The following is an 18,331-nucleotide window of genomic DNA, read 5'->3' as shown; positions in this document are numbered from 1 at the left end:
CATGTCGACGACCTCGCGCGTTATCGTGCTCTAGCGCAAAGCGCTCCATACAAGCCCACCTTCTAATACTCTCGTCTTGTTCAATCGCGATCCCATTGGTCAGATACGGAGAATGAAATGCATCTCATGATGCCTGCGACGCTGTGTGTACTCTACTTCGGTCTGGGAACGGCATTCGCTGCAGAATCGCAGCTTCCTTCCGACGTAACCAGGTATGTGGACGGGCGCGAGGCTTGTGACCATTTCCGCGAAGAGTTTCCCGACCCGCCCGATAAGAAGCGAATGAGAGAAATCGAGCGCGAGATTCGCAAACTCTGCACGGGAACCGATAAGAAACTCGAAAAATTGAAGCGCAAGTACGCGAGGAACGAGGCCGTATTGAAGCGCCTGAATGAGTTTGACGAGAAGATCGAGGCGCCAGCGCGAAAGGCCCCGCTTTAAGTCAGAAGCGATCTCGCGCTTGCCCTTGACTACGCTGGATAAAGAAATGGCCTCGCAAGAGGCCATTTCTTTATGAACAGGAAGTAGATCAGACGTCGATATTCCCCGCCTGCAGCGCATTGGTCTCGATGAAGTTACGACGCGGCTCCACCTCATCCCCCATCAGCGTGGTAAAGATCTGGTCCGCCGCAATCGCGTCCTCGATCTGCACCTTCAGCAGCCTGCGCACGGTCGGGTCCATCGTCGTTTCCCACAGCTGTTCCGGATTCATCTCGCCCAGACCCTTGTAACGCTGCTTGCTCACGCCACGTTCCGCTTCGTCACGCAGCCAGATCATGGCCTCGTGGAAGCCGCGCACCGCGAATTCCTTCATCTTCTCGCCTTCGCCGCGGCGCATGATGGCGCCTTCGCCGATCAGGTCCTGGAAGGTGGCGGCCGCGTTGGCCAGCACGGCGTAGTCGTTGCTCTGCACGAAATCGGCGTCGATCGAGGTGACGTTCACGTTACCGTGGCGCATGCGTTCGATGCGCAGCGCGTGCTTCTCGGACAGTTCGTCCGAACGCACCACCACTTTCACCGCCGGGTCCTTGATCGCCGTTTCCATCGCCTTGGCCGATGCCTCGGCTTTTTCCAGCGTGCTCATGTCCAGCGTGACGCCGCCCGTGATCGCGGTCAGCGCGGCGCGGTCGATCACGCGGGTCAGGCGCATCATGATGGCGTTCGACAGGTTGTACTGGCGCACCAGCTCGCCCAGGGCCTCGCCGGTGATCGGCTCGGCGCCGTCGCGCGGGATCAGGGACGCGTTGTTCAGCGCCACCGACATCATGTAGCTCGCTTCCTCGACATCGTCCTTCAGGTAGCGCTCGTCGCGGCCGGCCTTCACCTTGTACAGCGGCGGCTGGGCGATGTAGATGTGGCCGCGTTCCACCAGTTGCGGCATCTGGCGGTAGAACAGCGTCAGCAGTAGGGTACGGATGTGGGCGCCGTCGACGTCCGCGTCGGTCATGATGATGATGCGGTGGTAGCGCAGCTTGTCGACATTGAATTCGTCCGGGCCGATCGAGGTGCCGAGGGTCGCGATCAGGGTGGTGATCTGCTCGGACGACAGCATCTTCTCGAAACGCGCCTTTTCCACGTTCAGCACCTTGCCGCGCAGCGGCAGGATGGCCTGGAACTTGCGGTCGCGGCCCTGCTTGGCCGAGCCGCCTGCCGAGTCACCCTCGACGATGTACAGTTCGGCCAGCGCCGGGTCGCGTTCCTGGCAGTCCGCCAGTTTCGAGGACAGGCCAAGGCCGTCCATGATGCCCTTGCGGCGGGTCAGGTCGCGCGCCTTGCGCGCGGCTTCGCGGGCACGCGCCGCTTCCACGATCTTGCCGCAGATGATCTTGGCGTCGTTCGGCTTCTCCATCAGGAAGTCGGTCAGGGTCTTGGCCACGATCTCTTCGACCGGGCCGCGCACTTCGGACGACACCAGCTTGTCCTTGGTCTGCGAGGAGAACTTCGGCTCCGGTACCTTCACCGACAGCACGCAGGTGAGGCCCTCGCGCATGTCGTCGCCCGAGATCTCGACCTTGGCCTTCTTGGCGAAGTCGTTCTCGTCGATGTACTTGTTGATCACGCGCGTCATCGCCGCGCGCAGGCCGGTCAGGTGGGTGCCGCCGTCGCGCTGCGGGATGTTGTTGGTGAAGCACAGCACCTGCTCGTTGTAGGCGTCGTTCCACTGCATCGACACGTCCACCGAGATGTTGGTGCCCTGTTCCGACACGCGTTCGCCGGTGGCCTGGAACACGGTCGGGTGCAAGACCGATTTGGCCTTGTTGATGTACTCGACGAAACCGCGGGTGCCGCCTTCGAAGGCGAAGACTTCTTCCTTGCCGGTGCGGTGATCGCTCAGCTTGATGTTGACGCCGTTGTTCAGGAAGGAGAGTTCGCGGATACGCTTGCTCAGGATCTCGTAGTGGAACTCGACGGTGGTGAAGATTTCCTCGTCGGCCCAGAAGTGGACCTCGGTGCCGCGCTTGTCGGTCTCGCCGATGACCTTCATTGGAGACACTTCCACGCCGTCCACCACCTCGATCAGGCGGTCGATCGGAACACCGCGCGAGAATTCCAGCTGGTGGACCTTGCCCTTCTGGCGCACGGTCACGCGCAGCAGCTTGGACAGCGCGTTCACGCAGGACACGCCCACGCCGTGCAGGCCGCCCGACACTTTATAGGAGTTCTGGTTGAACTTGCCGCCAGCGTGCAGTTCGGTCAGGGCGATTTCGGTCGCCGAGCGCTTTGGCTCGTGCTTGTCGTCCATCTTGACGCCGGTCGGGATGCCGCGGCCGTTGTCGGTGATCGAGATCGAGTTGTCCGAGTGGATCGTGACGTGGATCTCGGTGCAGTAGCCGGCCAGCGCCTCGTCGATCGAGTTGTCGAGCACCTCGAACACCAGGTGGTGCAGGCCGGTGCCGTCCGAGGTGTCGCCAATGTACATGCCCGGACGCTTGCGCACCGCTTCCAGGCCTTCCAGGATCTGGATCGAGGACGCGCCGTATTCATCCGCCTTGGGGGCGGGGGTCATTTCTGGTTGGGTATTCTCGGACATGGACTGCTTTCTATAAAACGGGTAATCCAGGGCTGTTGCCAGCCTGTGCCGCCGCGCTGGCCTGGGCCGGTGCGGCGGGGAGTGCTCTACCTAGCTAAGCACGAATCAAATACGCATCGGCATGACGACATACTTGAAGTCGCCATTGTCGGGAATCGAGATCAGCGCCGACGAGTTCGAATCGCCCAGCGCGATGTTCACCTGGTCGCACTTCAGGTTGTTCAGCACGTCGAGCAGGTAGGTGACGTTGAAACCGATGTCGATGGTGTCGCCACCGTAGTCGATCTCGAGTTCCTCGACTGCTTCTTCCTGGTCGGCATTGGTCGAGCTGATCTTCATCACGCCCGGCTCGATGATGCAGCGTACGCCCTTGAACTTGTCGCTGGTCATGATCGCGGCGCGCTGCAGCGAACGCAGCAGTTCATCGCGGCCGATCGTGAACTCGTTCTTGTAACCCTTCGGGATCACGCGGGTGTAGTCAGGGAACTTGCCCTCGACCAGCTTCGATACCAGCTCGATGTCGGCAAAGCTCAGCTTGACCTGCGAGGCGGCGATATCCAGGCGCACTTCCTCGTCGCTTTCTTCCAGCAGGCGCTGCAGTTCGATGATGGTCTTGCGCGGGATGATCACTTCCTGGCGCTCGAAGGACTGCTCGGCGGCCACCTGGCAGAAGGCCAGGCGGTGGCCGTCGGTGGCCACGGCGATGATGTTGTTACCGTCCAGCACCAGGAGCAGGCCGTTCAGGTAGTAGCGGATGTCCTGCTGGGCCATCGCGAAGTGCACCATGTTGAACAGGTGCTTCAGCGTTTTTTGCGGCAGGGTGACGGAGGCGTTGTAGCTGTCGGCCACGGAGACGGTCGGGAACTCCTCGGCCGCCAGGGTCTGCAGGGCAAAGCGCGACTTGCCGCTCTGGACGGCCAGGCGCTTGTTCTGCAGGGTCATGGTGACGTCGCCCGATTCCGGCAGCGCGCGCAGGATGTCCAGCAGCTTGCGCGCCGCCACCGTGGTGCCGGTCACGTCGTCGCCGGCGCCAATGTCGGCGTGGGTCGTGATCTGCACTTCGGTGTCGGTCGAGAGGAAGGAAACGCTGGCGCCATTCTTGCGAATGAGGATATTGGCCAGAATCGGCATGGTGTGCCGACGCTCGACAATACCGCTCACGATCTGCAGTGGCCGGAGAAGCGTGTCTCGGGTGGATTTGACCAGTTGCATAGATATCCTCAGTTAAGTATTAATTTATTTATTGCTATCGCTCTATTTTGCCAATTGCTCTTGGCAAACACAATTCTCGTAGCGTGGCGGGGTAGTTCAGGCCAGTGGCCTGGACTGCGCCCACGCGGTCAACTATCGCCGGCAATGTCGCGGCATATCGCCCTGTAGCGATCACCGCGTGGGCGGGAGAACCCGCCCACCCTACGAAAATCCTCAATCAGCCCTTCAGCGTTTGTTCCAGCACATGCAGCTCGTGGTTGCACTCGGCATTCTTCTGGCGGTCCTGGGCGATCTTGCGCACCGCGTGCAAGACGGTGGTGTGATCACGGCCGCCGAACAGCTCGCCGATCTCCGGCAGGCTCTTTTGCGTCAATTCCTTGGCCAGGTACATCGCGATCTGGCGCGGGCGGGCGATATTCGCCGGCCGGCGCTTCGAATACATGTCCGCGACCTTGATGTTGAAGAAGTCCGCCACCGTCTTCTGGATGTTCTCCACCGAGATCTGGCGGTTCTGCACCGACAGCAGATCCTTGAGGGCTTCCTTCACCACGTCGATGGTGATGTCCTTGCCGTGGAAGCGCGAGTAAGCCAGGATCTTGCGCAGCGCCCCTTCCAGTTCGCGCACGTTCGAGCGCAGGTGCTTGGCCACGAAGAACGCCACGTCGTCCGACAGGGTCACGTTTTCGGACTGCGCTTTTTTCAGCAGGATCGCCACGCGCATTTCCAGCTCCGGCGGCTCGATCGCCACCGTCAGGCCGGAGTCGAAGCGCGAGATCAGGCGGTCGTCCATGCCGGTGATCTCCTTCGGATAGGTATCCGAGGTGATGATGATCTGCTTCTTGGCCGCGATCAGCGCCTCGAAGGCATAGAAGAACTCTTCCTGCGTACGGCTTTTACCACCGAAGAACTGGATATCGTCGATCAGCAGCATGTCGAGCGAGTGGTAGTAGTGCTTGAAGTCGTCGAAGCCCTTGCGCTGATAGGCGGTAACGACGTCGCGCACGTACTGCTCGGCGTGGATGTAGCGGATGCGCGCGTTCGGGTTGTCGGCCATGACCTGGTTGCCGATCGCATGGATCAGGTGGGTCTTACCGAGGCCGACGCCGCCATAGAAGAACAGCGGGTTGTACGAGACGCCCGGGTTGTTGGCGACCTGGATCGCGGCGGCGCGCGCCAGCTGGTTGGCCTTACCGGTCACGAAGCTCTCGAAAGTAAGGTCCGTGTTGATGCGGCTCTGCTCGCGCTTGGGCGAATTGGCGATGTTGACGTTGCCCTGGGTCGGCGCTTCCGGCTGGCGCGGCGCATTGAAGTTGGGTGCGGCATTGCCGTCGGCAGCGCCAGCCGATGCAGGACCGGCCGGCTTCTTGGCCGGATTGTTCTTCGGGTCGAGCACGAACTGCACTTCCACCGGCGCTTCCCAGTACTGGCAGGCGAGCTCGGTGATGCGCTTGGCGAACTGCGTCTTGACCCAGTCGAGTTTGAAGCGGTTCGGCGCCGCGATGCGCAGCTTGCCGTCCTCGTAGTCGAGCACGACAAGCGATTTGATCCACGCACTATATTGCTGCGGCGTCAGCTCGAGTTCCAGCTGCGCGGAACAGGTCTGCCAAAAGTTTTCCATACTTCGCTAGTTGATACGTAACACGCTATTTTACCTGTCTCGGGCGAAGTTATCCACAGGTTGCACCCACTATTTTCAACGAGAACCACTATGCTGCGCGATTCGCGGGCAGTGCGGAGAACCCATCGGTAAAAGGCCGGGAAACAACGGCATTCTTGACAGCTGGACCGTAAATCGTGTCTAATTCAGGGTTCCCCGTCCGTGCGCCATATCAAGTCGACAGTGTCGGCACCAGGTTGTCCGGGCGAAAACGAGTATCCCCTGTGGCGTGACGCTGGCTTAACCATCTGCGAACTGTCATTGGCGACGAATCCTGACACGACGTCAGACCCGATTTTGCACTTACTTTTGCTTTAAGCGAGACCACCATGAAACGTACTTACCAACCTTCCGTCGTCCGTCGCAAGCGTACGCACGGCTTCCGCGCACGTATGGCTACCCGTGGTGGCCGCCAAGTCCTGAACGCTCGCCGCGCCAAGGGCCGCAAGCGTCTGGCTGTCTAAGTTTTAGACACCTGATCGACGCGGTCGGCATGACAGGCGAAGGTTCGCACGACTTCGCGCGCGTTCGGCGTATCGTTAAAACGGATGAGTTTTCATCCGTTTTTCGTTTGCGGCCGACGCAAAAATCCGCGCATTTCGTGCTCTATACCCGACCCAATTCGTTGCCGCATGCGCGGCTGGGCGTCGTTGCGGCCAAGCGTTTCGCGCCGCGCGCGGTCACCCGCAACACGATCAAGCGCGTCACGCGCGAAGTCTTCCGCACCAGCGGCTTGCTGCCTGTCGATTGCATCGTGCGCCTGGCGCGTCCGGTCAACGGCAAGGACGGCCCGGCTACCACGCGCAGCCTGAAGGCCGCGCTGCACGCCGAGCTCACGCGCCTGTTCGCTTCCCAGCGTGCGCGCCGCGCCGCGCCGCCGCCGGTACCCCCGACGCCATGAAGACGCTGCTGGTCTGGTTCCTTCGCGGCTACCAGCTGCTGCTGTCCCCGCTGCTCGGGCAGAAATGCCGTTTCTACCCGACCTGTTCCAATTATGCGATCGAAGCCCTGCGCGTCCATGGCGCTGCCAGGGGCTCGCTGCTGGCCGCGCGCCGCGTGTGCCGCTGCCATCCCTGGAATCCGGGCGGCGTCGACTTCGTGCCGGCGCCGAAGGACAAGGACCAGCCATCTCCACCAGCCGCTCGCGGTTGTAACCACTCCTGACTAGACTCCAATGGAACTCAATAAACGTACCGTCCTGTGGATCGTGTTCGCCATTTCCCTGATTGTTCTCTGGAACAATTGGATGGTGGCTAACGGCAAACAGTCGCTGTTCTCGCCCGCGCCGCCAGCGGCCCAGGTGGCGCAGCAAGCCAAGCCGAACGACGTACCGGCCGCCGCCCAGCAGGGCGCGGGCGCCGTGCCTGGCGCCGCCGCGCCCGCAGCCGCGCCGGCCAGCCAGCGCGTCACCATCGCCACCGACGTGGTCAAGGTCGACATCGACACCCTCGGCGGCGTCATCAAGCGCCTCGAACTGCTGAAGTTCGCCGACGAAATCGACAAGAACAAGAACAAGGTCCTGTTCGACGTAGGCGGCAAGAACACCTACCTCGGCCAGACCGGCCTGATCGGCCAGACCCCGGCCGGGGTGCTGCCGAACCACCAGACCCCGTTCACCGTCCGCGGCGGCGCGCCGACGCGCGACGCCAATGGCAACGTGCAGCTGGTGCTGGATGCGGAGCAGGGCGGCGTGCGCCTGACCAAGACCTTCACCTTCAAGAAGGGCGACTACACCATCGGCCTGCGCCATGACGTGACCAACCTGTCCGCCGCGCCAGTCCAGCCTTCGCTCTACCTGCAGCTGCAGCACGACGGCAACAAGCCGGCCAACGATTCCTGGTTCATGTCGAGCTACACCGGCCCGACCCTGTACACCGCCGAAGACAAATACCAGAAGCTGAGCTTCGAAGACATCGAGAAGGGCAATGCCGAGCATTCGGCCAAGGCCAACAATGGCTGGGTCGCGATTTCGCAGCACTTCTTCGTCTCGGCCTTCATCCCGGCCGACAAGGCGCAGCGCGACATCTACACCAAGAAGATCGCCACCAACCTGTATGCGATCGGCACCGTGCAGCCGCTCGGCAACGTGGCGCCGGGCGCCACCGTCTCGACCGACAGCCGCCTGTACTCGGGTCCGCAGGACGAGAAGACCCTGGAAACCATCACCCCGGGCCTGGAGCTGGTGAAGGACTACGGCATGCTGACCATCATCGCCAAGCCGATCTTCTGGGTGATGGACCATCTGCACGCCCTGCTGGGCAACTGGGGCTGGACCATCGTCGCGCTGACCGTCCTGATCAAGCTGGCCTTTTTCCCGCTATCGGCCGCCGGCTACCGCAGCATGGCCAAGATGCGCGTGGTGACGCCGAAGATGCAGGCGATCCGCGAGCGCTACAAGAACGACCCGCAGAAGATGCAGCAGGCCACCATGGAGCTGTACAAGACCGAGAAGATCAACCCGCTGGGCGGTTGCCTGCCGATCCTGGTGCAGATGCCGGTCTTCTTCGCTCTGTACTGGGTGCTGCAGTCGTCGGTGGAGATGCGCGGCGCGCCGTGGGTGGGCTGGATTACCGACCTGACCCAGCCGGACCCGTTCTTCATCCTGCCGATCATCTACGCGGTGTCGATGTTCATCACCACCAAGCTGAACCCGCAGCCGGCTGATCCGGTGCAGGCGAAGATGATGCTGTTCATGCCGCTGGCATTCTCGGTGATCTTCTTCTTCTTCCCGTCGGGCCTGGTGCTGTATTGGGTGGTCAACAACATCCTGTCGATCGCCCAGCAGTGGGTCATCACCAAGAAGTTCGAGACCGGCGCCGCCAAGTAAGCCTTCGCCTCGCCATCGAAGCCCGCGCTCGCGCGGGCTTTTTCTTTGCCCCGTATCCCTTACAATCCCCCCATGAAACTCGACACCTCCCCCATCGCCGCCATCGCCACCGCTCCCGGCCGCGGCGGCATCGGCGTCGTGCGCGCCTCCGGCAAATCGCTCGCCCCGCTGATCGATGCCCTGTTCCCCGGTACCCGGCTGGCCCCGCGCCACGCTACCTACCTTCCATTCAAGAACGCCGGCGGCGAGGTGATCGACGAAGGCCTGGCCTTGTACTTCAAGGGACCGCATTCCTATACCGGAGAAGACGTGCTCGAACTGCAGGGCCACGGCGGCCCGGTGGTGCTGCAGATGCTGCTCGCGCGCGTGCTGGAAGCGGGCGGCGAGTCCGGCCTGCGCCTGGCCGAACCGGGCGAGTTCACGCGCCGCGCCTTCCTGAACGACAAGCTCGACCTGGCCCAGGCCGAGGCGGTGGCCGACCTGATCGATGCTTCCACCGAGGCGGCGGCGAAGTCCGCCTCGCAGTCGCTGTCGGGCGCGTTCTCGCAGGTGGTGCACAAGCTGGTCGACCAGACCATCAACCTGCGCATGCTGGTCGAGGCCACGCTCGACTTCCCGGAAGAGGAAATCGACTTCCTGGAAAAATCGAACGCGCGCGGCCAGCTGGCCATCATCATCGAATCGCTGGAACACGTGTTCCGCCAGGCCGCCCAGGGCGCGCTGCTGCGCGAAGGCCTGAACGTGGTGCTGGTGGGCCAGCCGAACGTGGGCAAGTCGTCGCTGCTCAATGCCCTGGCCGGCGCCGAGGTCGCGATCGTCACCCCGATCGCCGGCACCACCCGCGACAAGGTCACCGAGACCATCCAGATCGAGGGCATCCCGCTCAACATTATCGACACCGCCGGCATCCGCACCGATGAAGGCATGGACGTCGTGGAGCGTATCGGCATCGAGCGCACCTGGGGTGAAGTCGGCAAGGCCGACGTGATCCTGCACCTGCTCGACGCCAGCCTGGGTCCGAGCGCGGCCGACGAGGAGATCGTGCGCGCCTTCCCGCAGGGCGTGCCGGTGCTGCGCATCTGGAACAAGATCGACCTGTCCGGCCACAAGGCCTCGATCGACGCGGCCGCCGACGCCACCCACCTGTACCTGTCGGCCAACGAGAAGCTCGGCATCGACCTGCTGCGTGCGGAACTGTTGCGCATCGCCGGCTGGCAGCAGACCGGCGAGTCGCTCTACCTGGCGCGCGAACGCCACCTGATCGCCCTGCGCGCCGCACGCGAGCACCTGGAACTGGCGCGCCAGCATGCGATGCAGGACGACCAGTCGCTCGACCTGTTCGCCGAGGAACTGCGACTGGCGCAGGACCAGCTGTCGAGCATCACGGGGCAGTTCACGCCGGATGATCTGCTCGGCGTGATCTTCAGCCGCTTCTGTATCGGGAAGTAGGGTAGACGTAGGCCGGTCCACACGTCAAAACCTGGCAAAAGCTTGCGCTTTTCCCATGGCAACTTTGAACTTGATGGCTACAGTCGGCGAATCCGCTCCACCATGGCGCGGCCTATTGTCCGATCTGCTGGCGGCCGCGGTGTCTGCCCTGCCTCGCGCGCCATCGTTCGGCGCCGACGCCGTCACGATGTTCAGGAGCCGCTTATGCATTGTCCCGTCTGCTCAACAGAACAAGTACGCAAGTTCAGCATTGTCTACGAAGAAGGCACGTCGCGCGGCAGTTCGGAAGGATCATCCGACCATCCGCGCGACAAGGCAAGCTACACGGCCGAGCACTTCTCGCAGACCGCACTGGCCGCGCGCTGCAGCCCGCCGCATGAGCCGGACGTCGGATTTGTCCTTGGCAGCATTGGCATCGTCCTGTCGGTCTGCGCCGGCATCCAGCTCGGCAAGGCGACCGCCAGCTTGTGGTGGGGCATGGGGTGTTTTTTTGTCGTGCTCTGGACGCTCTACCTTGTCTGGCGGCTGCTGTTGGCAAAGCGCGCGTTCGCCCGGTACGAGGCGGCTTACTGGTGCTGGGAGCAGTCGTGGGTGTGCATGAGCTGCGGCGTTAGCTTCAAAACCCGAGCGCCGGACAATTCCTCCGCCGACGCCAGGCTATCGTGAGCCCATCGCGGCAGTAGCCGCGCTAGGTTGTCTACTTCGACCGGACAATTGGCCTCTTCTGTATCGCAAAGGAAGCGATCCGCACCCTGCGTTTAGCTTTATAAAGTCTTGCAACGGTCCAGGTCGATTAATAAATACCGCTTGCTGGTATTGTTACCGTAACGACGTTCCTCCTGCGTTATGACTGACCAAAATCGTCTCCATCCTTATCAGCTTGTACGATCATAGTTATCCAGCAACGAGCAGGGAGACGATGGTTTAATACATGTATTCCTGCAGTTCATGTTCTTAGCTTGGATGGTTGCTCAATTTAACATGGGCAGTCCGTTTGGTGAACTCACCATTAGAGGAACTTTTGTGATAACGGATATGGAATTTGATGTGCAGATACTGACATGGAATGGTTCAGGCAAGTTCAAGGCGACAACAGGACTTCCGCATTATCAAATGCCAGAGTATTCTTGCTTTAAGGACCGCGGACCGATTCCAGAAGGTGTTTATAAAGTGTTGGTTGCGCATCGAGACAAGGCTAAGGATGACGGCACAGGGAGCTGCAACTTATCTCCAGCTGGGGAATTCAGACAATTCCTAGGAAAGCAGAGGCCGGCAACTGCGAGGTCTATTGGGCAAATTGGGGATGGGACCGGGTAAGGCTGGAAGCAGCCAACATCAAAACGCGGAACGCTTGCACGCCTATCCGCAGCGGCTTCTATCTACACGATTCAACCAAAGGTTACAGCCACGGATGTATCGAGGTCGAGACGAGATTTTCGCCGTTTTGCGATCACGTGCGACAGCCAATTCACGCGGCTACTTCACCTTGAAGGTGAAGTATATTCCTGGAAGAGTAACAAACGGAGAAACCCGTGCCTAAATGGATTCAACTTCTACTGTTGCTTGGTACATTTGGCAGCTTGGCCTTGAATGCTCGTGCTGAGCACATTACCTTTCACAATGAGTTGGCGGCCTGTGTGACAATCAAGACGATCACTACAGCAACGGCATCGAACGTGGTGTTGGCGAACACTAACATTCAATTGCGCAAGTCAATCGGCGAATGCGGATGTCTTTCGGCGCTTGCGGTCTATATCAGCAGTGTGGGCCGCGGAGGTGTTCAACAGATACTACAGGAGGGATTGATCAGGCTCGACCGTGACGGGGAAAAAACCTTTGTTCTTGCGACTGAGCCGAGGCTGATCGAGAAAAAGGCAGTTCAGGTGCGATTATTCTGCGCCCCACCCTTATAGATATTGTTTGCTGCCGCCCTTGTACCGCAATTAGCGCGCAGTCTTTTTGTTGTGCTGCAAGCACTTGATTGTATCTGGAGAATGATGCTCGCAAAGCCCCCGTGCGCCGAAGGCTCCCTGCCTATCGTGAACCCGTCGCGGCAGTAGCCATGCTAGGCTTGTCCAATCGACCGGACAGGAGAGCAGGAACGATGAGGAACATGCATGGCTGGCAGCGGCGCCGGGTGTTGGGTGGGAGCCTGGCGCTGGTCGCCTGCACCCTGCTGTCGTCCTGTGCCAGCCTGGTCGGCCCGCGCCAGGTGGAAGTCCCGCTGCACAAGCTGCAGGCCGGCCTCGAGCGCCGCTTCCCGCTCAAGCACCGCCTGATGCAGGTATTCGACATCCGACTGTCGCGCCCGCTGCTGTCGGTCCAGCCGGAGCAGGGCCGCGTCGCGCTGGCGCTCGATGCATCCGTGTCGCCACCGTTCGCGCGCGATGCCTGGAGCGGCAACCTGGCCTTCTCTGGCCGGCTATATGTCGACCCCGGTCGCCCGGCCGTCATGATGGCCGAACCGCGCGTCGACCGGCTCGTCATCGGCGCCAATCCGGAGGCGGAACGCCAGCTCACGCGCGTCGCCAATACCCTGATCGATACCGTCGCGCGCGACATGCCGGTCTATGCCTTCGACCCGCAGGACCTGCGCTATGCCGGTGTCCAGTACGTTCCGGTGCGGATCGAGACGACCCGCTCGGGCTTGCTGGTCACGCTCGAGCCGGCCCGCTAGCCTGGCAGGCGCAGGTGTTGTGCGCCTGCCGAATCGGCGTGATGGGATTGCAGAGCCGCGCCAATCGGCGCACACTAGGACCGGATACAGGCAGGGCAGTCCGAAGCGCGGTTCCACTGCGGTCCGCGCTTGAGGTTTCTCATAGGCATGATGTTCCACTGAAGTAATCTGCATGGAACGCAGTCTGTCGCAGGGGGTGATCTTGGAACCGATACAGGAAGTTTTTCCGGACAACGGGCTCGCCGCCGAGCCAGTGCTTGCCGCGGTGGGAGGACGCGTTCCCGCCATGCCGGCGCGCCTGAGTTTGCCGCCGAAGGGCGCATGCTGGTATTGCGAGAAACCGCTCGACAGCGTCCGCCGTTTCTGCGGCAAGACCTGCGCCGATTCCTTCGACGAGGAAGCGGAGTTTACCCGCTAGGACCTGGGCTGCGAAGGGTGCACAGCGGGTAGTGTCGCCAGCGCCCGTTCGAAATCGAAGGCCGCAACGGCCTGTTCCAGTTCCGCCATGCGCGCCTCGCCGAGGCGTGCGCACAACCCGACGCGTTTGCGTGCCACGAATTCCTGGGCGCCGCTGTCGCCAAGGTCGAGCAGCGTACATAGCTGCGCCATTTCCCTGTCATCCAGCGTGCCTGAGCCGCCAGCCTCGGGCACGGCGGCGGATGCCAGCAAGGCATCCACCTGTGCGATCACGCGCGCCAGTTCCGTGTCCATCCGGGTCGCCAGGGCGTGGTCGGCGGGGGCGCCGGCGCGCAGACCGTGCTCCAGCTCCTGCGCCAGTGCGCGCAGGGGGCGCGCTTCGATCATCGCGGCCGCGCCCTTGATGGTATGGGCGAGGCGCTGGGCCAGCGCCAGGTCGGCGGCGGCCAGCGCGGCGCGCAGGTGCGCCACGGCGCCGGCATAGTCGGCGCGAAAGCGGGCCACGACGCGCAGGTACATCGCGCGGTCACCCATCATCCGTTCCAGGCCGGTGGCGACATCGAGCGCAGGCTCGGCAGGGGAAGGAAGGACGCTCACCGCGTAGTGAACGACCAGTCGCGGCTTACCGGAGCGCCGTTCACGGTGCCCGAGAAGCTGACCTCGTAGGTCGTGCCGGCTTTGAGCACCGCCAGCGGGATGATGGCGATGGCGCTGCGCCTGGCCGGGTCGGCCGACGAGTTCACCACCTGTACCTGCAGGTTGGCGCCGCCACGCGGGCGCACCGTGAAACTCTGCATCGCCAGCGGCGCATCGAGGTTGGCGTGCACGCTGATCGGGTAGCCGACTTCGTTGATGCCGGCGACCGGGTCCGGTTCTTCGCTGTCGCTCAGGAAGTTCGGCAGCACGCCGGCCTGGCCGCTGAAGGGCCAGGTGACCACGGTATTGGCGGCGATGCCGGGGCCGAAGCCGTTGCGGGTGGCGAAATCGGCGGTGAAGTAATGGTAGCCGCGCGCGCTGGTCGCGGCGCCGGTGCCGATCTCGCGGAATTTCGGCTCGAATATCACGAAGCGATGGTAGATCGCGGTGATCAGCTCTTCGGCCATGTAGAAGCCGCTGCCATTGGCCGCGCCCGAGATCACTTCGCCAAAGGCATAGCCCGTGGCGGGAATGAGGTAGCCGGCCGCATTCAGGCGATCGCGCAGCGTCGCGCCGGTAAAGCCGGGCTTGCCGGCGACCTGGTCGTGGCTCATCAGGTTGTTGGTGCGCAGGTATTCCGAGTGGCCGAGCGCGGCGTTGTTGATCAGGACATTCTCGGTGACGGCCGGCACGCCGAGCTGCGCACGGCGGTAGTTGATCCAGTTGCGGCCGTCGAGGGCGGTATTGTTGCTCAGTACCGGTGCTACGGGGCCACCCGCCACGGGAGGAAGGCCGGCCTCCGGCGGCGCGGCTGCGGACGGCGAGGCCACGACCGCGCCGGCGCTGTCGCTCCCGCCACCGCAGCCAGCCAGGGTCGATGCGGCCACCAGCGTGGCAATGAGGAAACGCCAGCGAGGCATATAGCTCATGTTGCAACTCCTGTCAATACTGTGAAACGAAGCGCCATTCTAGAGCAAAATGCCGGCCCACGACGGGCGGGGCGTTGCGCAACGCCAGCTTATTTCGCTCCCTGTAGAATAAGACATCGATTTGATTGCCGAGTGCCCATGACACCCACCACCTCCCGCAGCCGCGCTCGCCTGGCGCGCGCCAAGTTCGCCCTGCCCAGCTTCGTCACGCTGCTGTCGATCGCCTGTGGCTTCGGCAGCATCGTGATCTCGGTGGACAATGCGCACGTCGGCGCGCCTGGCGACTACCGCCTGGCAGCGATCCTGCTGGTGCTGGCCGGGGTATTCGATGCGCTCGATGGCTTCGTGGCGCGCGCCACCAATACCCAGTCCAGTTTCGGCGTGCAGCTCGACTCGATCGCCGACGTGATGAACTTCGGCTGCGCCCCCGGCCTCCTGCTGTATTGCTATGGATTCGCGCAGCAAAGCGCCGCGCACCCGACCCTGGTGCGCATGGGAGGACTGGCCTGTTTCGTGTTCGTCGCCTGCGGGGCGCTGCGCCTGGCGCGCTTCAATGTCATGGTCGGACGCACCGACCCGCGCTACTTCGTCGGCATGCCGATCACCGCCGGTGCGGCCTGCGTGGCCTCCGTGGTGGTGGCCTGGCCCGCGCCGGCAACCACCATGGCGCAGTGCTTCGCGATCATCGCCCTGATGATCGCGGTGGGCACCCTGATGGTGTCCACCATCCGCTTCCCCAGCTCCAAGCACCCGCGCGGCAAGGTGATGCTGGCGCTGCTGGGCGTGTGCGCGGTGCTGCTGGCGCTGCTGCAGACGCGCTTCTTCGTGCTGTTCTTCCTGCTGTACGTGTGCGCGACCCTGCTGCTGAACATCGCCTGGCGCACCGGCTGGCGTGGCATCGCGCCGCCGGTGGTGTACGAAGACTGAAGGCTGCGCGCGGTCCTGCGCCTACGCGAACTTGTCGAGCATCGCCGCCAGGTGCGCCGCGCGTGCCTGCGCTTGCGCGAGGTCGGCCGCGTTGCCGGCCTGGGTCTGGATCGCCCCCGCCAGCAGCTGCACGAAGGAGCGGTCGAGCGCCTTGCGCGCCGCCGCCATCTGCTGGGCCACGGCGTCCACGTCGGACGGTTCGGCCGCCAGCGCCACCAGCTTCTGCACGCCGCGCAGCTGGCCTTCGACGCGCGCGAGCCGGTTCAGCAGGTCCTTCTTCTGCTGCGCGGTGAGGGCGCTGCCCTCCACCATCTTGAGCGGACTGTCCGCCATGTCAGGCCACCATCTCAGGCCACCTCGTGCCCGCGCGCGGCGCGCAGGATGCGGAACCAGTCCTCGCGCGCCAGCCGGATGCCGGCGCCGGCCACCGCGTCCCGGATCGCTTCCAGGCGCCCGCTGCCGGTCAGCGGGATCGGACGGCTGGGCAGCGCCATGATCCAGGCGAACAGCACGGTGGCGAGTGGCTGCTCGATGCGCGCGGCGATCTCGCCGGCCACGGTGCGCACTTCGACCGCACGCGCATCGCTGGCGGTGAACAGGCGCCCGCCGCCCAGCGGCGACCAGACCATGGGAGCGATGCCCAGGTCCTGCAGGCCGTCGAAGGTCTGGTCGAACATCGCGTCGGTGGCCAGCGGCGAGAACTCGACCTGGTTGGTGGCCAGCGGCACGCGCCGGTTCAGGCATTCGAACTGGTGCCGCGTGAAGTTCGACACGCCCACGTGGCGCACCTTGCCGGCCTGCTGCAGGCGGGTAAAGGCTTCGGCGATCTCGTCGAAGTCCATCAGCGGGTCCGGACGGTGGATCAGCAGCAGGTCGAGGTGGTCGGTGTGCAGCTGGCGCAGCGAGGCCTCGGCCGATGCCACGACGTGGGCGGCGCTGGTGTCGTAGTGCTGGATGCCGTGCCGCGGATGCTTGCCGGAGACCAGGCGGATACCGCACTTGCTCACCAGCTCGATGCGCCCGCGCAGCGAGGGCTGGGCGCGCAGGGCTGCGCCGAACAGGCTTTCCACGCCATAGTCGCCGTAGATGTCGGCATGGTCGAAGCTGGTCACGCCCAGCGCGAGGCAGGCTTCGATGAAGGCCACGCGCTGCCCGACGTTCATGTCCCATTCGTGCATGCGCCACATGCCGGCCACGATGCGCGAGAGTTCGGGGCCGCCCTCGCGGGTGCGGATACGCGGGCAGTGCAGGTCGGTGGGGAGGATCGTCATGGTGGGAGGAATCACGGGGGAGTGTCCGATTATAGCGGCGCGGGGCAGCAAAAAGCCCGTCCGGCTGTGCGCGGGACGGGCTGTCATGCATGGCGCCGGGATTACTGCATCCAGAGACGCATCGAGTCCCAGGCACGGCCGAAGATGCTGGCTTCCTGCACTTCTTCCAGGGTCACCACCGGCAGCGCCAGCAGCGGCTTGCCGTCCACCATCATCTTGACGGTGCCCACCTGCGCATTGCGTGCCAGGGGGGCGACCAGCGGGTCCTTGTATTCCAGGGCCGCCTTCATCTTGCCCGCCACGCCCTTCGGCACGGTCACCAGGATGTCGCGGTTGAAGCCCAGCTTCACGGTCGATTCCGCACCCTTCCACACCGGCACCGACTTCACCGCCTGGCCTTTTGCATACAGCTTGACGGTGTCGAAATTCTGGAAGCCCCAGTTCAGCAGCTTCTGGCTCTCCTGGGTGCGCACGTCGGGCGAGCTGGTGCCCAGTACAACCGAGATCAGGCGGCGCTGGCCGGCATTGCCGTTCGGGCGGCGCGCCGAGGCGATCATGCTGTAGCCCGAGGAGTCCGTGTGGCCGGTCTTCATGCCGTCCACGGTCGAGTCGAGCCACAGCAGGCGGTTGCGGTTCTGCTGGGTGATCTTGTTGTAGGTGAACTGCTTGATCGAGTCGATCTTGTAGAACTCGGGGAAGTCGCGGATCACGTTCGCCGCCAGGATCGCCAGGTCGCTCGCGGTCGAATAGTTGTTCGGATCGGGCAGGCCGTGCGGGTTGGCGAAGCGGGTGCCCTTCAGGCCCATGCGCTGCGCTTCGCGGTTCATCAGGTTCACGAAGGTGCCTTCGTCACCGGCCACGGCTTCGGCCAGGGCCACCGCCGCATCGTTACCGGACTGGATCATCAGGCCGTGCAGCAGGTCGTTCACCGACACCGGAACCTTCGGATCGATGAACATCTTCGAGCTGCTGCCGTCGACCTTCCAGGCGCGTACCGACACGTTCACCATCGTGTCCAGGCTCACCCGCTTGTCGTGGATGGCGCGGAAGGTCACGTAGGCGGTCATGACCTTGGTGAGCGAGGCCGGTTCGATCCGGGCGTGCTGGTCTTGCGCGGCGATCACCTGGCCGCTGGTGGCGTCGAGCAGCAGCCAGGACTTGGCTGCGATGGTCGGTGCCGGGACGGTCTGTGCGCTGGCCGAGGCCATCAGCAGGCTGGCGGCCACGGCCGCTAACAGTTTTTTCATGGGAGAGTTCGTCTGTAAAAAATGCCAATGCAGAAGTGCGCAAGGCAATAC

Annotated in this window: 19 protein-coding genes; 11 read left to right on the top strand and 8 right to left on the bottom strand. The window is 63.2% G+C overall.

Going from position 1 to position 18,331, the window contains the following annotated elements:
- Window positions 1-117 precede the first annotated feature (117 nt).
- On the top strand, window positions 118-441 hold the full coding sequence (locus LE190_RS14920; protein WP_225239443.1) for a hypothetical protein: 324 nt from the start codon (window positions 118-120) through the stop codon (window positions 439-441).
- An 88-nt stretch (window positions 442-529) separates the two neighbouring features.
- Here the strand turns inward: LE190_RS14920 and gyrB are convergent, their stop codons facing one another.
- The 3 genes from gyrB to dnaA form a co-directional block, all read right to left on the bottom strand.
- Window positions 530-3,031: a DNA topoisomerase (ATP-hydrolyzing) subunit B gene (gene gyrB / locus LE190_RS14915; RefSeq protein WP_225239442.1), complete on the bottom strand. Its 2,502-nt coding sequence runs from the start codon at window positions 3,029-3,031 to the stop codon at window positions 530-532.
- A gap of 105 nt (window positions 3,032-3,136) precedes the next feature.
- Window positions 3,137-4,243 (bottom strand): DNA polymerase III subunit beta, encoded by a 1,107-nt coding sequence (gene dnaN, locus LE190_RS14910; RefSeq protein WP_224948076.1) that lies wholly within the window; start codon window positions 4,241-4,243, stop codon window positions 3,137-3,139.
- 217 nt (window positions 4,244-4,460) lie between these two features.
- Window positions 4,461-5,861: a chromosomal replication initiator protein DnaA gene (dnaA, locus tag LE190_RS14905; RefSeq protein WP_225239441.1), complete on the bottom strand. Its 1,401-nt coding sequence runs from the start codon at window positions 5,859-5,861 to the stop codon at window positions 4,461-4,463.
- 368 nt (window positions 5,862-6,229) lie between these two features.
- On the opposite strand from dnaA, the gene rpmH reads away from it, so the two are divergent.
- The 9 genes from rpmH to LE190_RS14860 all read left to right on the top strand — a co-directional run bounded on the left by rpmH (window position 6,230) and on the right by LE190_RS14860 (window position 13,271).
- A complete protein-coding gene (rpmH, locus tag LE190_RS14900; RefSeq protein WP_040378179.1) occupies window positions 6,230-6,364 on the top strand; it encodes a 50S ribosomal protein L34 in 135 nt (44 codons plus the stop codon).
- Window positions 6,365-6,393: 29 nt separating this feature from the next.
- Window positions 6,394-6,801 carry a ribonuclease P protein component gene (gene rnpA, locus LE190_RS14895; protein ID WP_224948074.1) on the top strand — a complete coding sequence of 136 codons (408 nt, stop codon included), beginning with the start codon at window positions 6,394-6,396 and terminating at the stop codon, window positions 6,799-6,801.
- The gene (gene yidD, locus LE190_RS14890) at window positions 6,798-7,064 is read left to right on the top strand and encodes a membrane protein insertion efficiency factor YidD (RefSeq protein WP_224948073.1); all 267 of its coding nucleotides are present in this window, start codon (window positions 6,798-6,800) and stop codon (window positions 7,062-7,064) included. Before rnpA ends, yidD begins: the two co-directional genes overlap by 4 nt.
- 10 nt (window positions 7,065-7,074) lie before the next feature.
- On the top strand, window positions 7,075-8,727 hold the full coding sequence (gene yidC / locus LE190_RS14885) for a membrane protein insertase YidC (RefSeq protein ID WP_224948072.1): 1,653 nt from the start codon (window positions 7,075-7,077) through the stop codon (window positions 8,725-8,727).
- A 72-nt stretch (window positions 8,728-8,799) separates the two neighbouring features.
- Window positions 8,800-10,176 carry a tRNA uridine-5-carboxymethylaminomethyl(34) synthesis GTPase MnmE gene (gene mnmE, locus LE190_RS14880; protein WP_225239440.1) on the top strand — a complete coding sequence of 459 codons (1,377 nt, stop codon included), beginning with the start codon at window positions 8,800-8,802 and terminating at the stop codon, window positions 10,174-10,176.
- 204 nt (window positions 10,177-10,380) lie between these two features.
- Window positions 10,381-10,842, top strand: a complete 462-nt coding sequence (locus LE190_RS14875) for a hypothetical protein (protein WP_225239439.1) — start codon at window positions 10,381-10,383, stop codon at window positions 10,840-10,842.
- An 866-nt stretch (window positions 10,843-11,708) separates the two neighbouring features.
- Window positions 11,709-12,089: a DUF2195 family protein gene (locus tag LE190_RS14870; protein WP_225239438.1), complete on the top strand. Its 381-nt coding sequence runs from the start codon at window positions 11,709-11,711 to the stop codon at window positions 12,087-12,089.
- Window positions 12,090-12,280: 191 nt separating this feature from the next.
- Window positions 12,281-12,853: a DUF1439 domain-containing protein gene (locus tag LE190_RS14865; RefSeq protein ID WP_225239437.1), complete on the top strand. Its 573-nt coding sequence runs from the start codon at window positions 12,281-12,283 to the stop codon at window positions 12,851-12,853.
- Window positions 12,854-13,025: 172 nt separating this feature from the next.
- A complete protein-coding gene (locus LE190_RS14860; protein WP_225239436.1) occupies window positions 13,026-13,271 on the top strand; it encodes a hypothetical protein in 246 nt (81 codons plus the stop codon).
- Here the strand turns inward: LE190_RS14860 and LE190_RS14855 are convergent.
- Both LE190_RS14855 and LE190_RS14850 read right to left on the bottom strand, forming a co-directional pair.
- Window positions 13,268-13,867, bottom strand: a complete 600-nt coding sequence (locus LE190_RS14855; RefSeq protein WP_225239435.1) for an Hpt domain-containing protein — start codon at window positions 13,865-13,867, stop codon at window positions 13,268-13,270. The genes LE190_RS14860 and LE190_RS14855 overlap by 4 nt on opposite strands.
- Window positions 13,864-14,835: a CAP domain-containing protein gene (locus LE190_RS14850; RefSeq protein WP_225239434.1), complete on the bottom strand. Its 972-nt coding sequence runs from the start codon at window positions 14,833-14,835 to the stop codon at window positions 13,864-13,866. The genes LE190_RS14855 and LE190_RS14850 overlap by 4 nt, the downstream gene beginning before the upstream one ends.
- Before the next feature lie 138 nt (window positions 14,836-14,973).
- Here LE190_RS14850 and pssA point away from each other — a divergent pair, with 138 nt between their 5' ends.
- On the top strand, window positions 14,974-15,762 hold the full coding sequence (gene pssA, locus LE190_RS14845; protein ID WP_225239433.1) for a CDP-diacylglycerol--serine O-phosphatidyltransferase: 789 nt from the start codon (window positions 14,974-14,976) through the stop codon (window positions 15,760-15,762).
- 21 nt (window positions 15,763-15,783) lie between these two features.
- Here pssA and LE190_RS14840 read toward each other — a convergent pair whose 3' ends face one another.
- From LE190_RS14840 to LE190_RS14830, 3 genes are all read right to left on the bottom strand, one after another.
- Entirely contained in the window at window positions 15,784-16,095 is a 312-nt protein-coding gene (locus LE190_RS14840) for a metal-sensing transcriptional repressor (protein WP_225239432.1), read from the bottom strand.
- A gap of 14 nt (window positions 16,096-16,109) precedes the next feature.
- Window positions 16,110-17,033, bottom strand: coding sequence for an aldo/keto reductase (locus tag LE190_RS14835; RefSeq protein WP_225239431.1), 924 nt, complete (start codon window positions 17,031-17,033; stop codon window positions 16,110-16,112).
- Window positions 17,034-17,134: 101 nt separating this feature from the next.
- Window positions 17,135-18,280 carry a D-alanyl-D-alanine carboxypeptidase family protein gene (locus LE190_RS14830; protein WP_225239430.1) on the bottom strand — a complete coding sequence of 382 codons (1,146 nt, stop codon included), beginning with the start codon at window positions 18,278-18,280 and terminating at the stop codon, window positions 17,135-17,137.
- Window positions 18,281-18,331 lie beyond the last annotated feature (51 nt).

The organism is Massilia hydrophila (assembly GCF_020208145.1).
In the GTDB taxonomy this organism is placed as follows: Bacteria; Pseudomonadota; Gammaproteobacteria; order Burkholderiales; family Burkholderiaceae_D; genus Telluria; species Telluria hydrophila.
This window is presented reverse-complemented; position numbering and strand designations above follow the sequence as displayed.

Coding starts and splice junctions, on each gene's coding strand:
- LE190_RS14920 (WP_225239443.1), top strand. CDS start 118: ATGCATCTCATGATGCCTGCGACGCTGTGTGTACTCTACTTCGGTCTG.
- gyrB (WP_225239442.1), bottom strand. CDS start 3,031: ATGTCCGAGAATACCCAACCAGAAATGACCCCCGCCCCCAAGGCGGAT.
- dnaN (WP_224948076.1), bottom strand. CDS start 4,243: ATGCAACTGGTCAAATCCACCCGAGACACGCTTCTCCGGCCACTGCAG.
- dnaA (WP_225239441.1), bottom strand. CDS start 5,861: ATGGAAAACTTTTGGCAGACCTGTTCCGCGCAGCTGGAACTCGAGCTG.
- rpmH (WP_040378179.1), top strand. CDS start 6,230: ATGAAACGTACTTACCAACCTTCCGTCGTCCGTCGCAAGCGTACGCAC.
- rnpA (WP_224948074.1), top strand. CDS start 6,394: ATGACAGGCGAAGGTTCGCACGACTTCGCGCGCGTTCGGCGTATCGTT.
- yidD (WP_224948073.1), top strand. CDS start 6,798: ATGAAGACGCTGCTGGTCTGGTTCCTTCGCGGCTACCAGCTGCTGCTG.
- yidC (WP_224948072.1), top strand. CDS start 7,075: ATGGAACTCAATAAACGTACCGTCCTGTGGATCGTGTTCGCCATTTCC.
- mnmE (WP_225239440.1), top strand. CDS start 8,800: ATGAAACTCGACACCTCCCCCATCGCCGCCATCGCCACCGCTCCCGGC.
- LE190_RS14875 (WP_225239439.1), top strand. CDS start 10,381: ATGCATTGTCCCGTCTGCTCAACAGAACAAGTACGCAAGTTCAGCATT.
- LE190_RS14865 (WP_225239437.1), top strand. CDS start 12,281: ATGAGGAACATGCATGGCTGGCAGCGGCGCCGGGTGTTGGGTGGGAGC.
- LE190_RS14860 (WP_225239436.1), top strand. CDS start 13,026: ATGGAACGCAGTCTGTCGCAGGGGGTGATCTTGGAACCGATACAGGAA.
- LE190_RS14850 (WP_225239434.1), bottom strand. CDS start 14,835: ATGAGCTATATGCCTCGCTGGCGTTTCCTCATTGCCACGCTGGTGGCC.
- pssA (WP_225239433.1), top strand. CDS start 14,974: ATGACACCCACCACCTCCCGCAGCCGCGCTCGCCTGGCGCGCGCCAAG.
- LE190_RS14840 (WP_225239432.1), bottom strand. CDS start 16,095: ATGGCGGACAGTCCGCTCAAGATGGTGGAGGGCAGCGCCCTCACCGCG.
- LE190_RS14835 (WP_225239431.1), bottom strand. CDS start 17,033: ATGACGATCCTCCCCACCGACCTGCACTGCCCGCGTATCCGCACCCGC.
- LE190_RS14830 (WP_225239430.1), bottom strand. CDS start 18,280: ATGAAAAAACTGTTAGCGGCCGTGGCCGCCAGCCTGCTGATGGCCTCG.